Raw genomic sequence first — 13,298 nt, 5'->3', positions numbered from 1 at the left:
TCCTCACTTCATAATATCCTTGCTGGTCAGCCAGAACTGGAACAATGAGATCATCAATATCAGGAAAAACAACAGATACGCAATGGTACTTCCATACCCCATTTTCATAGAGAAAAAGCTGGTTCTCCAGATATGCATAACCAGAACATTGGCCGAATTCTCCGGGCCTCCAGTCTGATTAAACAGTGTGTACACGGAATCAAACACCTTTAGAGCACCGCTGGTCATAATAATCAGGACATAGGTAAACGTGGGCTTCAGAAGAGGAAGCGTAATATAAAAAAATCTCTGTCCCCCGGTACAGCCGTCCACCCTGGCCGCCTCGATCATATCTGTCTCAATCCCCTTAAGTCCTGCAAAAAAATACACCATGGCTGTTCCCAGGCTCTGGAACACCCCCAGCATTGCCACTGTAGTAAGCGCCATGCGGGAACCCAGAAAAAATTGGGGGGCGATTCCCAAAAAGCCCAAAAAGCTGTTGATAATACCGTTATCCTCCGCGGAAAAAAGCCACTTCCAAATACTGGCGATCACGATGGTTGACGTGATCACGGGCAGAAACCAACCCCCCTTGAAAAATCCGACTCCCCAGCAGCGCCGGTTAATTAAAAGCGCCAGTCCAAGTCCCATCACAACGGTTGGAATCACCACCAGCAGAGCATAAAACACTGTAATTTTAAGAGACTGCCACACCAAAGGGTCGCTCCCCAACTGCCTCCAATTGGCCAGGCCGATAAACTTTCCGGCCCCTATAAGGCTCCAGTCCGTAAAGGTCAGTACAAAGCTCATAACCATAGGCACTACCGTTGTCAATGTGTACTGAAGAAACACCGGTATCAGTACCACCGCTACAAATCCGAGGGACTTGTCAAACTTTTTCCTCCGTTTTTCCAATTACCATTCCTCCTCTTTCAATACAATTCGTTTTTTTTCTTCCGACGACTGGTAAGCAGCCAGAATCGTCCTCACCGCCTTTCTGCCCTCTCGCGCATCTACTAAAAGCTCCGTGTCTTCCCGGATTCCGCTGATAAAATCCTTCATTTGCGCCAAATGCCCCTCCGCGCTGATGCTTTCCGGATCTGAGCAGGATTTGATCTCCTCCAGCTTATTTTCATACTCCTCAAAGCCTTTGTTCCCCTTCACCGTCCACCGTACAATGCGGTCCTCCTCCAGGATAATAGTTCCATATTCGCCGTTTATTTCGATTTTTCTGGGAAATCCAGGGTAATCCGCGGTTGATGCCTCGATTACGCCCACAGCACCGTTCTGAAATTCCACCACTGCCGATAAGGTATCCTCAACCTCAATATCCCTGGCTCTCGTTTTGCTCTCTGCGTAGATGGATTTTATATTTCCCATCAGATACTGGATCAGATCCACGCCGTGAATCCCCTGATTCATCAGAGCGCCTCCGCCATCTAAGCTCACCGTTCCCCTCCACACGCCGGAATCGTAATACTCCTGAGGGCGGTAATACTTCATATACAGATCCGCCCTGGTGATTCTTCCCAGAATCCCATCCGCAGCCGCTTTCTTTACCAGCTTTACTGCCGGACTAAAGCGAAGCTGCGAGATTACCCCCACCTTCAGTCCCATCTTGTCGGAAAGCTTAATCATATCATCACAGTCTGACAGTTTCAAGGAAACAGGCTTTTCAACCAGCACATGCTTTCCTGCCTCCAGGGCCTGCATGGCTGTTCGGGCGTGAAGTCCGCTGGGCGTGCAGATGCAGACCGCGTCAATGAGGGGGTCCTTAAGCATCTCTTCATAGCTGCCGTAGGCCTTGCAGCCCCATTCGGCAGCCCTCCCTTCGGCAGATTTGCTGTCGACATCAAAGACTCCGGCCAGCCTGGCATCCTCAATCCGTTCAATCGCAAGAAAATGAAATTTTGAAATAACGCCGCAGCCCACAATGCCAAAATGAATGATCTCTTCCATCACCAGGTCATCCCTCCCCTTCCACTATTTTTTCATATTCCGGCGCGGGAAGCACACCCGCAAACCGTTCATAAAATCCTCTGTCCAACCGGTAAATCCCATTCTGAGGGTTGAGCCATGGGGCCGCCGGCAGTGGGTGCCCCTTTCGCAGTTTATCCCAGTCCCGGTAATTCTGGAATCCATTGCTCTCGATCACCCCTGTTTTAAGTCCCGGCAGTGTTGGCAGCCTGGCCGCCACATTCATATTCCATTCCAGCATAACAGGCGGTACCGTTAAATCCGCGCAGAAGCAAGGCGTCCCATGCTGAAACGCCTCTTCAAACATGGGAAGCGTTCCGCTCAGGGTTTTGGCAATGGGTTTCAGCGTAATGGCCCCATAACCAAGCTCCTCTATGTACTGTGTTACATCCTTTTTTTCATGGATACTCTCATCCGCGGCCACCCTGACAGGCAGGCTGTCCACCTTGAGCTTCACCCCGTCTGCAAACGGTTCCTCCAGTAAAATGATCCGATCTAAAGCCCCCATCCGGTCCGCCGCATCAAGGAAGCGCTGCATCCTCTCCAGACTGTCATATCGCCCATTGGCATCTAAATAGTAGACAGGACGGCCGCAGTCAGTATGGAGAGTCTCATAATCTGCGGCAATCCGGTGAATCTGCTCAAGGCGCCGAATATCGAGCTCCAGCATTCCCTGATAATCGTCACTTCTTCCGGCATTTGCGCCGATCTTGATCTTCAGCAGAAAATCTCCGCTGCCGAGAATTTTCCTGATCCCCTCGTCGGATACCTGGTAGCTGATAAGCGGAATCTGCCCTAATCTCTCCTGGCGGCCCCGCAGGGATGGAGCGCTCTCCCGGATTAATTCCTCAAAGGTTTCCTGTCCATGAAGCTTTGCCTGCAATTGCCAAAGCGCGAAATCGACCGGTACAAGTGCATTCCAGATAAACGTGCGGGAAAGCCCCGGCCGCCCCGTCACCGCTGCCGCGTAATCATACAGCTCCTCATACAGCTCCTCCGTCATCCTGGAGGGCGATGTAAATTCCTTCCCTTCCAGCTCATTCAGCGCCTTTTCCGTGAGAGATGCCATTAACAGATTACCGCCTGTCTCCGTGTGTCCGGCAAAGATATCCGGCTCTGACCACAGAATGCTCTGAACCCCCACTCCTGTTCCCGTCAGCCCGTTTTCCAGTTCCAGCCTGCATACGATCTGCCACAGTTCACTTAAGGAACCACCTTTAAAACCGAAGGCCTGCTTAAGCCGTTCACGCTGAAACCCAAGCTTTCTTCCAATAATCTTCATTCAGTCTTTCCTTTCCCTTAAGCAATGGTAGAAAGCATCTCCTTTGTAACCTCCGTCAAAAGGGCTTCTCCCTGGATATAGCGGACCATCTCCTCGTAAACATGGGCGCCGATTTTATATTTTCCGTTATTAAAAAGTCCGGCGACATGAGGAGTCATAATGCAGTTGGGCAGCTTCCTTAAGGGACTGTCCGCTTTTGGCGGCTCTGGATCGGTCACATCAAGGCAGGCATATTTCAGTTTTCCGTTTTCCATTGCCTTTGCCAGCGCCGCCTCATCGATCAGGGAACCTCTGGCTGTGTTGATCAGGATAGCCCTGTCTTTCATAAGCCCGATACTGTCCTCATTTATCATGTGGTATGTGGCATCAATGGAAGGAGCGTGAAGGGAAATGATGTCGCTTTCTTTTAAAAGATCGGAAAGCTCCGCCTTCTCCCCGCCCAGCTTTTCGATGGCTTCTCTGTCAAGTCCCGGATCATACACCATGATTCTGACGTCAAACGGTTTCAAGAGCTCCACATAATGAGCGCCGGCAAAGCCGCATCCCACCACTCCCACTGTCATCTCATACAATTCATTGACAGGAGAAAATTCCTTAGGCCACTCCCCGCTGTGAATCTGCTCATTGGCTGAAAAAACATTTTTAGCGGCGGCAATGGTGAGCCCCAAAGCCATTTCCGAAACCCCTCTGCTTAATACACGGGCGCTCGATACCACGCGGATGTTCCGGTCATAAAGCTCATCTGATACGATACTCTTCACACTTCCTGCAGCATGAGCCACCAGCTCCAATCCCGGCGCACAGTCCAAAAGCTCCTGATCCAGTCTGGGCGATCCCCAGGAGGTAACTGCGATCTGTGCATCCCGCATGACCTCGCATATTTTCCTCTCATCTGTACAGCCGCATTCAAGAGCAGCTACCTCTCCCAGCGCCTGGATTTTCTTCCAGACCTGGTCTGTAATCAGCTCTTTTCTTAATTTCTCTTCCACTAAAACCGCGATTTTCATGGTCCATTCCTCCAATTTACATTCTGTATCTTTACAGCAATACGTTGAATTTGTACCAGTTCAGATTACACGTTTTTCAGCTTTTTGTCTTTATCGCATATTTAATAGTTTTTAACAATTATTTTTTCTTAAACTAGAGTATTTACCGTTAAATATGACAATCAAATTCGATGTTTTGCATTTATTTTATATTTTTTAACACATCTTTACTATTTGTCCGGTCTGTATTGTCTTTTATTTTGTCTATGTTTATAATGAGAATTACCTCAGCGTGGTACGGAAACAATTTTTACAAGGAGTGATACGATTGAAAGACTGTTCTGTTTTATGGAGTGGAATTTACTTCCAAAACGGGGAAAGCAATCCCCATTGTCACGAATTTTTTCAGATGGTCGGCATCTTAAACGGTTCCGGCACGATTCAGATTGATGATAAGAAATATGACATTCAAAAGGAGCACTTTTATCTGTTTAAACCGCAGGAAATACATTCGATCCGGTGTTCGGATGAAGCGAAAAATCAGTTAAAGCTCATGGATATCAAATTTTCCATAACGGACGCGCTCCTGTTTGAGCAGCTCATCGACCTGGGAAACTGTTTTACTGTCAATGATTTTAATTTTATACGGATTTATTTTGACAAGATCATAAATGAAAGCAATGAACGTCAGCCATTTTACTATCCGCTCATCAACTGCCATTTATATGAAATATTAATCCGTATTATCCGGGATAAAACCGGTTACCGCCAGTCCGGCCCTGCAGTTTCTGAGATTAACGGGCAAAAGACCTGGAAGGGCGTGGATATCGAGGCCCTGCTCAATTATGTACACGGAAATTACTCTACCATCATTACCTTAGATGACTTGTCGGAAATGGCAAAGATCAACAAAACCACATTGATTGGTATTTTCAAGGATGTGTTCCACACAACGCCCATACGCTACATCAACAGCTTTCGGCTGGAACGGGCCAAGGAACTGCTGACCAATACGGATATCAGCATCAGCGAGATTGCGGAGCTGATCGGCTTCCAGAGCATTCACAACTTCAGCCGTCATTTTAAAGGCAAGGAAAACTGTACTCCCATTGAATACCGGATGTTTCACAAACAAAATAAATATTTTACTTATTAAGGAGGATTCACATGATTAAGATTGGCGCAGTAAACATTGATACTTCCCATCCGATGGGGTTTGGGGAAGTGCTCGAGAAGGGAAACCGGGCGCGCTACGTAGGAGTGTATAACGACTCATTTCGGCCGGAGACGGAGGTAATGGGATTTATGAAGCGTTTTGGAGCAGAGCACCTCTGCTCTTCTCTGGAAGAGCTGGCAGACTTGTGTGACATTGGTTTCATTCATAGCTGCGACTGGGATGACCATCTTCGTCTGGCCATGCCATTTATCGAGAAGAAAAAACCTGTGTTCATCGATAAACCGATTGTAGGAAGCTTAAGAGACTGTGAAAAAATACAGAAGCTGGCCGACAGCGGAGCGGTGATACTTGGTTCTTCCAGCGCCCGGTACGCTTATGAAATCCAGGATTTCTTAAAAATGCCTCTCGATGAACGCGGTGAAACAGTCAACGTTTTTGGCACATCAGGCGTAGATGAATTTAACTACGGCATCCACGTGGTGGAAATTATCGGCGGGCTATTAGGCTCCGGCGCAGTGGAGGTACGGTATATGGGAAAGAGCGAAGCGGACGGCAAACTCTGCGAGAGCTATTATATTCAGTTCGCAAACGGCAAAAGCGCCCTGTACAATACATTTACCGGAACCTGGCAGCCGTTTGCCATTACTGTTATGACCACGAAAACCACCTGGCAGATACGGATAGACTCAGGCCGGCTGTATGAGGCTCTGCTGGATGAAATCTGTAATTATATGGAAGGAAAGCCAAACCGTTTAGTGCCGGTAACCGATCTTGTGGAATCCACAAAGATCATGCTGGCCGGAGCCGCTTCCAGAGCCTCCGGAGGCGCTCCGGTCCGGCTTGACCGCTTAAAGGCAAACGGTCCGGGATATGACGGAAAAGCGTTTTGGACTGCGTATGGGAACAGTGCAGGCAGTATGTATGCTGCCCGATAGGAGGAATATGAAGCTGGCATTTATTACCGATGAAGCAACCCAGGATTTGCATGAGGCTATCCGGTTTGCAAAGGATTACCATTTAGACGGTGTGGAGCTGCGAAGCGTCTATGACACACCCATTGATCAGATTCCGGCGGACACGCTCACCGACTGGAAGCGGCAGCTGGACGAAAACGGCCTTCGCGTCTGCAGCCTGGCAAGCAGTTTTTACAAATGCGGTACATCTCCAGAGGAAATTTCGGAAAACATGGAGAAGCTGAACCGCCTGTGCAGTGCCTCTGATATACTGGACTGCCCGGTTATTCGCGGCTTTGCCTTCTTCTCGCCGGAAAGCGGACTGATACCGGCCGCTGAGCTTGTTCCATTTTTTGACGAACCAATCCGTCTCTTAAAAGCGAGAAAGAAAACGCTGCTCCTGGAGGCAGATCCCAGCGTGAACACTACCAGCCACAGGGCGCTGGCTTCTCTGCTGAAGGCCATTGATTCCCCCTGTGCAGGAGCCATATTTGATCCCGGCAATGATATTTATGACCCGTTTAGAGAGCAGCCATTTCCCGAAGGTTACATGGCCATCCGCCCCTGGATTCGCCACATTCATATTAAGGACGCCATTTATAAAAACGGGGAGCCGGAATGTGTCATGATCGGTACAGGGCTGGTTCCATATCCGGAGCTCCTGGCGCAGATCGCGGCGGACGGTTATCAGGGATGGCTGTCCCTGGAAACCCATTACCGGAAAGACATTGTATTAACCGAAGAGCAGATGCGTCTTCCCCAGGGGGCTTCCTTCTCAGTCGGAGGGTTAGCGGCTGCCGCAGAAAGTGCGGAAGCTCTTCACACGTTACTGAACGAGGTCCAAAAGGGCAGGGAGGCTTCCTTATGATTATCAAAAATGCAAATTTAGTGCAGGATTCTTCCATCACGCTTAAGGATATCCGGATTGCCGATGGAATAATCAGCTCCATTACCGACAGCGGCGGCAGCGTCGATATGACGGAAGAGGTTCTCGATGTCCATGGCCTCTACCTGTCCCATGGATTTTTGGATATTCATGTCCACGGAGGCGGAGGCGGCGACTTCATGGATGGAACGAAAGAAGCATGGCATCAGGCTGCATCCCTGCATTTAAAGCACGGAACCACAGGGCTTCTCCCCACCACACTGGCCGCAGGATACGACAAGCTGGTTCATGCCCTGGAGCTTTATAATCAGTTAAAATGCGGTTTTCCTGATTCCGCCCGGCTGCTTGGAATTCACATCGAAGGGCCATACTTATCACGTTCCCAGTGCGGGGCGCAGGACCCGGCTTATATTCGTGACCCGAATCCCGGGGAGTACAAAGAGCTTCTCTCGCTCTGTCCCGATATCCTGCGCTGGACCATCGCCCCGGAGCTTCCGGGCGCTTTTGACATGGGTGATTATCTGGCGGAGCGGGGAGTTCTCCCCTGCATTGGCCACAGCGATGCCGACTACAGTACCGTAAGGGAGGCCGTCTCCCACGGATACCGCCATATCACTCATCTCTATTCCGCCATGTCAACCATCGTGAGGAAGGGCGGATTCCGCCAGGCGGGAATTGTGGAAAGCGCCTATCTGCTGCCGGAGTTAAGCAGTGAGATCATCAGCGACGGCTGCCACCTGCCTCCAAGTCTTCTGACAATGGCCTATCGCTTGATCGGCCCGGACAGGCTGGCACTGGTCACCGATTCCATGCGGGCGGCCGGCGAAAGTTCTGGCACAAGCATCTTGGGCAGCTTAAAAAACGGCCAGACAGTTATCCTGGAGGACGGCGTGGCCAAAATGCCGGATCGCACGGCCTTTGCCGGAAGCATCTGTACTGCCGACCGGCTGGTTCGAAATATGGTGCGTATGGCCGGCGCGAGTCTTCCGGATGCAATCCGGATGGTGACGGAAACGCCCGCACGGATTATGAATTTAGATAAGACAACAGGCCGCGTGGAGGCCGGAAGAACCGCCGATCTTGTAATTTTCGATGACAGGATAAACATCAGGTATGTATTTATCGGCGGAAAACTCATAAATCAGGAGTAAAACAAGTATGAAAACAATAAAAAAAGATATGCTGCAGGCCGCAATTTATCCTGCCCGCTCTGAGATGGGGCTGGAAGCAGCCTCCGCCATTGCAGATTCCATACGAAGGGTTCTTGAAACAAAGCCCTTCTGCAACATTATTTTCGCGGCTGCGCCTTCCCAGAACGAAGTGCTGGCCGCACTGACAGCTCTGGCAGGCTCCGGGGAAACGGACTTTAGCCGGGTGAATGCCTTTCATATGGATGAATACATTGGCCTTTCCCCCCATGCGCCCCAGAGTTTTGCCAATTTCTTAAAATCAGCGCTTTGGAACAGGGCATCCTTCCACAGTGTCAGCTGTCTTGACGGCAATGCAGTCCCTGAGGAAGAATGCCTGCGCTACAGCCGGCTTCTCGAGGAAAATCCGGCGGACATTACCGTAATGGGAATCGGCGAGAACGGCCACATTGCGTTTAATGACCCCCATAACGCTGACTTTCATGATCCGCACAAGGTAAAGGTTGTCACGCTGGATGAAGTCTGCCGGATGCAGCAGGTCCATGACGGCTGCTTCCGCTCACTGTCCGAAGTGCCCTTACAGGCATTGACACTGACCATTCCGGCCTTAACCGCGGCAAAAGAGATATTCTGTATTGTTCCCGCGAAATCAAAAGCTTCTGCAGTCAGCCGTACTCTGAATAATCCGGTAGATGAAAGCTGTCCTGCCACCATTCTGCGGCATCACAGCCACGCCAGACTCTATCTGGACCAGGACAGCGCATCATTACTGTAAAACATTAGGAGGTCTTATTATTATGAACAACATGGTAACTTTTGCCGTCTGCGGATGCGGAATCCGCGGTCTGGAGGCATACGCAGCCTATCAGAAGCATCATCCGGAGGAAATGAAACTCGTTGCCGGGGCTGATATCCGCCCGGAGCGCTTAAAGCTTCTTCAAACGGAATACCAGGTTCCGGAATCCAAGTGCTTTTCCAGCTCCGATGAACTGCTGGATCAGCCAAAACTCGCGGATGTCATGATCATTGCCACCCAGGATAAGCAGCATGCGGCGGAGGCCTTGCGGGCCTTGGAAAAGGGCTACCATCTGCTTCTTGAAAAACCCGTTTCCCCCGACTTGCAGGAATGTATTGCCCTGCAGAAAAAAGCCCATGAAACAAACAGGGCTGTCATCGTCTGCCATGTACTGCGCTATACATCATTTTACAAAACCATCCACGATCTGATCTGCAATGGCGCCATTGGCAAGCTGGAATCCGTAGATGCGGTTGAGAACGTTGCTTACTGGCATTACTGCCACAGCTTTGTCCGCGGGAACTGGAGAAGAGAGTCTTCCGCCAGTCCCATGATCCTGGCCAAATCCTGTCACGACATGGACATCCTGCGGTGGCTCATCGGTGAAAAATGTCTACGAGTCTCCTCTTTCGGCTCCCTGGATCATTTTACAGAGCAAAATGCCCCGGAAGGCGCGGCACGGCGGTGTATGGACGGCTGCCGCCAGAAAGAGGATTGTCCCTTTGATGCGGAAAAGATTTATATTGAAAATAAACAGTCCGGTTTTCTGCACATCGGCCCACAATGGCCCTGCACTGTCCTGGACTCTTTTCCAACGAAAGAAAGCCTCTATGAAGCAATCATTACAGGTCCTTACGGCCGCTGTGTTTATCACTGTGACAACGATGTGGTTGACCATCAGGTAGTGGCGATGGAGTTTAAGAACAATATCACTGCCACCTTCACCATGTCCGCCTTCACAGAGGACTGCCACCGCACCATTAAAATTATGGGGACAAGAGGGGAAATAGAGGGAGATATGGAGGAATGCATACTGCGAATCAGACGTTTCGGAAAAACAGAGGAGATTATAAATCTGAAGGAAAGCCTTCCTTCCACAGGTACGGAGGAAAACTTTGCTGGACACGGCGGCGGCGATTTACGCATGATGAGCGCTGTCTGCCGCCTCATTTCTTCCGGTGAACATGAGGCACTCACCTCTATCGACGTATCGATCGAAAGCCACATTATGGCGCTGGCCGCGGAAGCCTCCCGGCGGACGAATGGGCGCGTCATTGAGCTGGAGACATTTTCTTAGTGAAACATGGCGACAAGCCGTATCGGTTCTTTCCTTCCTGTGGGTGCGATCATACAGCGGACTGTACCCACAGGAAGGAAAGTACCTCATCCTTTAAGAAGGCTGTTTTAAAGGGAATCAATTCGTTACAGTTTAACTTCCCCCTTATTTTATGGTAATATTTAAGGGATTTAAAGGAGGTTGAGGGAATGAGAGAATTCAACTATAAAAAAATCAGAGAACAGAAATAGGACTCTGACATCCTTGGTTATATAGCAGCCATCTATAAAGAAGCGGGTAAACAGGAGTAGTACCTGAAGCAGCGTCCGAATGAGTTGGAAAAGCTCGTAGAAATTGCAAAAATGCAAAGCACCGAGGCATCTAATGCTATCGAAGGTATCGTCACCACCAACACACGTATTAAACAGCTGGTAGAGGAAAAAACGACTCCAAGAAACCGTGATGAACAGGAAATTGCCGGATATCACGATGTTCTAAATGTTATTCATGAGATTTTCGATGCGATTCCAATTGCCAGAAATTATGTCCTGCAGATGCACAAAATACTATACAGCTACATGAACAACCCAATTGCCGGGCAAACAAAAAATGTTCAGAATTATATCAGTGCCGTTTACCCGGATGAGCATACAGAAATCCTATTTACTCCACTTGCCCCATTTGAAACGCTGGAAGCTCTTGATAGAATTTGTGAAGAGTACAATCTGGTTATTGGCAACACGGTAGTTGAACCCTTAATTGCAATACCAGTGATTATTCACGACTTTTTGTTTATCCATCCCTTCAATGATGGAAATGGCTAAATGAGTCGCTTGCTCACAACGCTGCTTTTATACCGAAATGGTTTCTATGTTGGGAAGTACATCTCACTGGAAGCTAAAATTGCCCAGTCAAAAGACCTTTATCATGATGCCCTTAGCCGGTCACAGAATGGGTGGCATGAAGGATGCGAGGATGGCATTCCATTCATAAAATACCTGCTTGGTATCATATTGGCGGCATACAAGAATTTTGAAGACAGATTTTCCATTGTTGAAACCAGGCTGCCTGCTGTTGATATGGTAAGAAAAGCAGCGCAAAACAAAATTGGAAGATTTAATACACAGCACATCCGGGGGGATGCCCGTCCCTAAGTATCAGTTCGATTGAGGGCTCTTTGCGAAAGCTGGTAAAAGCCGACGAATTAAAGCGTGAAGGCTCAGGAAAAGCAACCTGCTACATTCGGTTGAAGTAAAAGCCCTTAAGCAAATAGCCGTTCTTTAACTCCACGCGCTGGCGGCCCAGGTGCTGCTCCTTCCGCTTTGCAGAGGTGATGGACGTTTACGGCATAATTTTTCCAGTGCGCGAAGGCATAATTCTTTATATTCTTCACTGAGATATTTTTCACTGTACTCAATTATAATACGTGAAATTTCTTCATATGTTTTTTGCATTTCTTTAGGAATTTTCATAGCAGAACCTCCATATATTTAGATATTTCGTTTCTTTTAACTTCCTGATAAACGAAACTTTTTTAATAAATAAAAGGAATCAGTTTAAGCTTTGTTACAGTGCAATCCTGTTCAAATTTCTCTTTAAATCGCACTTTAAGAGCTTTCTCTTCGACATCTATTCTTATTCCATAGCATACAAAGCATAATAACAAAACGAAAATAACTCCCAGAATATGGCGGTAGGCCAAAGCACCCCCAAGCAGGCTGGTGATACTCCCTGTATATGCCGGATTTCTTACTGTGTGATACAGTCCTGTTGTGAGCAAATGCTGATTCTTTGTCGTCTGCACAGAAAGGATAAACGCTTTTTTTAATGTCAGTACAGCAATATACCGCAGCGCTACACCTGCCACAATAAGTACAAGGCCTATACAATAGACAAAATGCAGAAGCAGCCATTTCCGCATCCATACAGGAATACTCTGACTTCTGAAATAAGCAGCAACCATGATACTGAAGCACTAGGCAAACATAATCATATATTCCGATAAAACTAACAAGCCTACAAACCACATAAGTATCTGGTATTCGGTTAATGTTGCAAATTTCGCAGGGTCATCCATAAACATCATCCTTTTATATTTCGATTTTCCAGTCTGATTGACTGAAATTTGCGAATATTTTCCATCGTACCTAAACCTCATCAGGAATTTTTACAATATCCTCCATCGGTATTTTCCAGTGGCTTCTCGCTTATGATCCGCTCTGAATCCTGTCGGACCAGTTCCCGTAATTGTCTGGTGTACTCCGACATGTTGGATATTTCATTGCCATATGTAAGATTCAGTTCATATTCCAGTGGAAGCCATGTGTCCGCACCTGCCTCATTGTGCTGAATCAGGGTCTCGATTTTGTCCAGTGCCTTGGTGAGCTTCGCCTCCTTTGTCCGAAGCGCTTCCATCTCATCAAACAGGAGGTTAAGTTTACCCGCCAACCTTTCAGGGAGAACGGCCGTCATGGTTCGGAGTGCGGCGCTCTCCGTCTTTTCATCTGTGCTGTCTTTTATAAACGCCGGAATGTCACCGGTAATGGCCTCGCCCCAGTCGTGAATCAGGCACATACCCAACACCCGGTCCATATCCAGTTCCGGGAACTCGTCCCTCAGAAGGAACGCCATGACCGCCAGACGCCAACTGTGCTCCGCCACACTCTCCCTTCTGCCTGATGTGGTCCAGTTATGGCGGGTGTTGCATTTTAATTTTTCCAATATTTCTAAAAATTCAATCAGCTTCCTTGGCTCCATCACTGCCTCCATTTCTGCCACGATATAAGTGACGTGGTATACCTGTTGTGATTCTTTCTGGAACCAGTATACCACCAGTAC

Annotated in this window: 13 protein-coding genes and 1 pseudogene; 7 read left to right on the top strand and 7 right to left on the bottom strand. The window is 48.5% G+C overall.

Features of this window, described 5'->3' with window-relative positions; genetic code table 11:
* Positions 1–3: 3 nt before the first annotated feature.
* Genes M1L66_RS03750 through M1L66_RS03735 form a run of 4 tightly spaced genes read right to left on the bottom strand, consistent with a single transcriptional unit; the run spans position 4 to position 4,245 of the window.
* On the bottom strand, positions 4–894 hold the full coding sequence (locus tag M1L66_RS03750) for a carbohydrate ABC transporter permease (RefSeq protein ID WP_434691001.1): 891 nt from the start codon (positions 892–894) through the stop codon (positions 4–6).
* Positions 895–1,938 (bottom strand): Gfo/Idh/MocA family protein, encoded by a 1,044-nt coding sequence (locus tag M1L66_RS03745; protein ID WP_434690998.1) that lies wholly within the window; start codon positions 1,936–1,938, stop codon positions 895–897. It lies immediately after the preceding gene.
* Positions 1,939–1,945: 7 nt separating this feature from the next.
* Positions 1,946–3,238: a hypothetical protein gene (locus tag M1L66_RS03740; protein WP_434690996.1), complete on the bottom strand. Its 1,293-nt coding sequence runs from the start codon at positions 3,236–3,238 to the stop codon at positions 1,946–1,948.
* A gap of 17 nt (positions 3,239–3,255) precedes the next feature.
* Positions 3,256–4,245 carry a hydroxyacid dehydrogenase gene (locus tag M1L66_RS03735; RefSeq protein WP_434690990.1) on the bottom strand — a complete coding sequence of 330 codons (990 nt, stop codon included), beginning with the start codon at positions 4,243–4,245 and terminating at the stop codon, positions 3,256–3,258.
* Positions 4,246–4,552: 307 nt separating this feature from the next.
* Here M1L66_RS03735 and M1L66_RS03730 point away from each other — a divergent pair, with 307 nt between their 5' ends.
* From M1L66_RS03730 to M1L66_RS03700, 7 genes and pseudogenes are all read left to right on the top strand, one after another.
* Positions 4,553–5,380, top strand: a complete 828-nt coding sequence (locus M1L66_RS03730; RefSeq protein ID WP_434690987.1) for an AraC family transcriptional regulator — start codon at positions 4,553–4,555, stop codon at positions 5,378–5,380.
* An 11-nt stretch (positions 5,381–5,391) separates the two neighbouring features.
* Positions 5,392–6,336, top strand: coding sequence for a Gfo/Idh/MocA family oxidoreductase (locus tag M1L66_RS03725; protein ID WP_434690984.1), 945 nt, complete (start codon positions 5,392–5,394; stop codon positions 6,334–6,336).
* Positions 6,337–6,343: 7 nt separating this feature from the next.
* A complete protein-coding gene (locus tag M1L66_RS03720) occupies positions 6,344–7,222 on the top strand; it encodes a sugar phosphate isomerase/epimerase family protein (RefSeq protein ID WP_434690981.1) in 879 nt (292 codons plus the stop codon).
* A complete protein-coding gene (nagA, locus tag M1L66_RS03715) occupies positions 7,219–8,391 on the top strand; it encodes an N-acetylglucosamine-6-phosphate deacetylase (RefSeq protein ID WP_434690979.1) in 1,173 nt (390 codons plus the stop codon). The genes M1L66_RS03720 and nagA overlap by 4 nt, the downstream gene beginning before the upstream one ends.
* A 7-nt stretch (positions 8,392–8,398) precedes the next feature.
* Complete coding sequence (locus M1L66_RS03710) at positions 8,399–9,163, top strand: glucosamine-6-phosphate deaminase (RefSeq protein ID WP_434690976.1); 765 nt, start codon at positions 8,399–8,401, stop codon at positions 9,161–9,163.
* Between the two features lie 22 nt (positions 9,164–9,185).
* Entirely contained in the window at positions 9,186–10,481 is a 1,296-nt protein-coding gene (locus M1L66_RS03705) for a Gfo/Idh/MocA family protein (RefSeq protein ID WP_434690974.1), read from the top strand.
* Positions 10,482–10,720: 239 nt separating this feature from the next.
* Positions 10,721–11,715 (top strand): annotated as a pseudogene (locus M1L66_RS03700) (Fic family protein).
* A 25-nt stretch (positions 11,716–11,740) separates the two neighbouring features.
* Here M1L66_RS03700 and M1L66_RS03695 read toward each other — a convergent pair.
* The 3 genes from M1L66_RS03695 to M1L66_RS03685 form a co-directional block, all read right to left on the bottom strand.
* Entirely contained in the window at positions 11,741–11,932 is a 192-nt protein-coding gene (locus M1L66_RS03695) for a DUF6398 domain-containing protein (protein ID WP_434690971.1), read from the bottom strand.
* A 62-nt stretch (positions 11,933–11,994) separates the two neighbouring features.
* Positions 11,995–12,423, bottom strand: a complete 429-nt coding sequence (locus tag M1L66_RS03690) for a methyltransferase family protein (protein ID WP_434690968.1) — start codon at positions 12,421–12,423, stop codon at positions 11,995–11,997.
* A gap of 194 nt (positions 12,424–12,617) precedes the next feature.
* Positions 12,618–13,292 carry an HD domain-containing protein gene (locus M1L66_RS03685; protein ID WP_434690966.1) on the bottom strand — a complete coding sequence of 225 codons (675 nt, stop codon included), beginning with the start codon at positions 13,290–13,292 and terminating at the stop codon, positions 12,618–12,620.
* Positions 13,293–13,298: the final 6 nt, after the last annotated feature.

The sequence above is a fragment of the Hungatella sp. SB206 genome, assembly GCF_051132295.1.
Classification (GTDB): domain Bacteria; phylum Bacillota; class Clostridia; order Lachnospirales; family Lachnospiraceae; genus Hungatella; species Hungatella effluvii.
Note: the sequence above shows the minus strand (reverse complement) of the source record. Positions and strands in the feature narration are given on the sequence as shown.

Excerpts from the sequence above, each read along its gene's own strand:
- M1L66_RS03745 (WP_434690998.1), bottom strand. The coding sequence starts at position 1,938 with ATGGAAGAGATCATTCATTTTGGCATTGTGGGCTGCGGCGTTATTTCA.
- M1L66_RS03740 (WP_434690996.1), bottom strand. The coding sequence starts at position 3,238 with ATGAAGATTATTGGAAGAAAGCTTGGGTTTCAGCGTGAACGGCTTAAG.
- M1L66_RS03735 (WP_434690990.1), bottom strand. The coding sequence starts at position 4,245 with ATGAAAATCGCGGTTTTAGTGGAAGAGAAATTAAGAAAAGAGCTGATT.
- M1L66_RS03725 (WP_434690984.1), top strand. The coding sequence starts at position 5,392 with ATGATTAAGATTGGCGCAGTAAACATTGATACTTCCCATCCGATGGGG.
- M1L66_RS03720 (WP_434690981.1), top strand. The coding sequence starts at position 6,344 with ATGAAGCTGGCATTTATTACCGATGAAGCAACCCAGGATTTGCATGAG.
- nagA (WP_434690979.1), top strand. The coding sequence starts at position 7,219 with ATGATTATCAAAAATGCAAATTTAGTGCAGGATTCTTCCATCACGCTT.
- M1L66_RS03710 (WP_434690976.1), top strand. The coding sequence starts at position 8,399 with ATGAAAACAATAAAAAAAGATATGCTGCAGGCCGCAATTTATCCTGCC.
- M1L66_RS03705 (WP_434690974.1), top strand. The coding sequence starts at position 9,186 with ATGAACAACATGGTAACTTTTGCCGTCTGCGGATGCGGAATCCGCGGT.
- M1L66_RS03695 (WP_434690971.1), bottom strand. The coding sequence starts at position 11,932 with ATGAAAATTCCTAAAGAAATGCAAAAAACATATGAAGAAATTTCACGT.
- M1L66_RS03690 (WP_434690968.1), bottom strand. The coding sequence starts at position 12,423 with ATGGTTGCTGCTTATTTCAGAAGTCAGAGTATTCCTGTATGGATGCGG.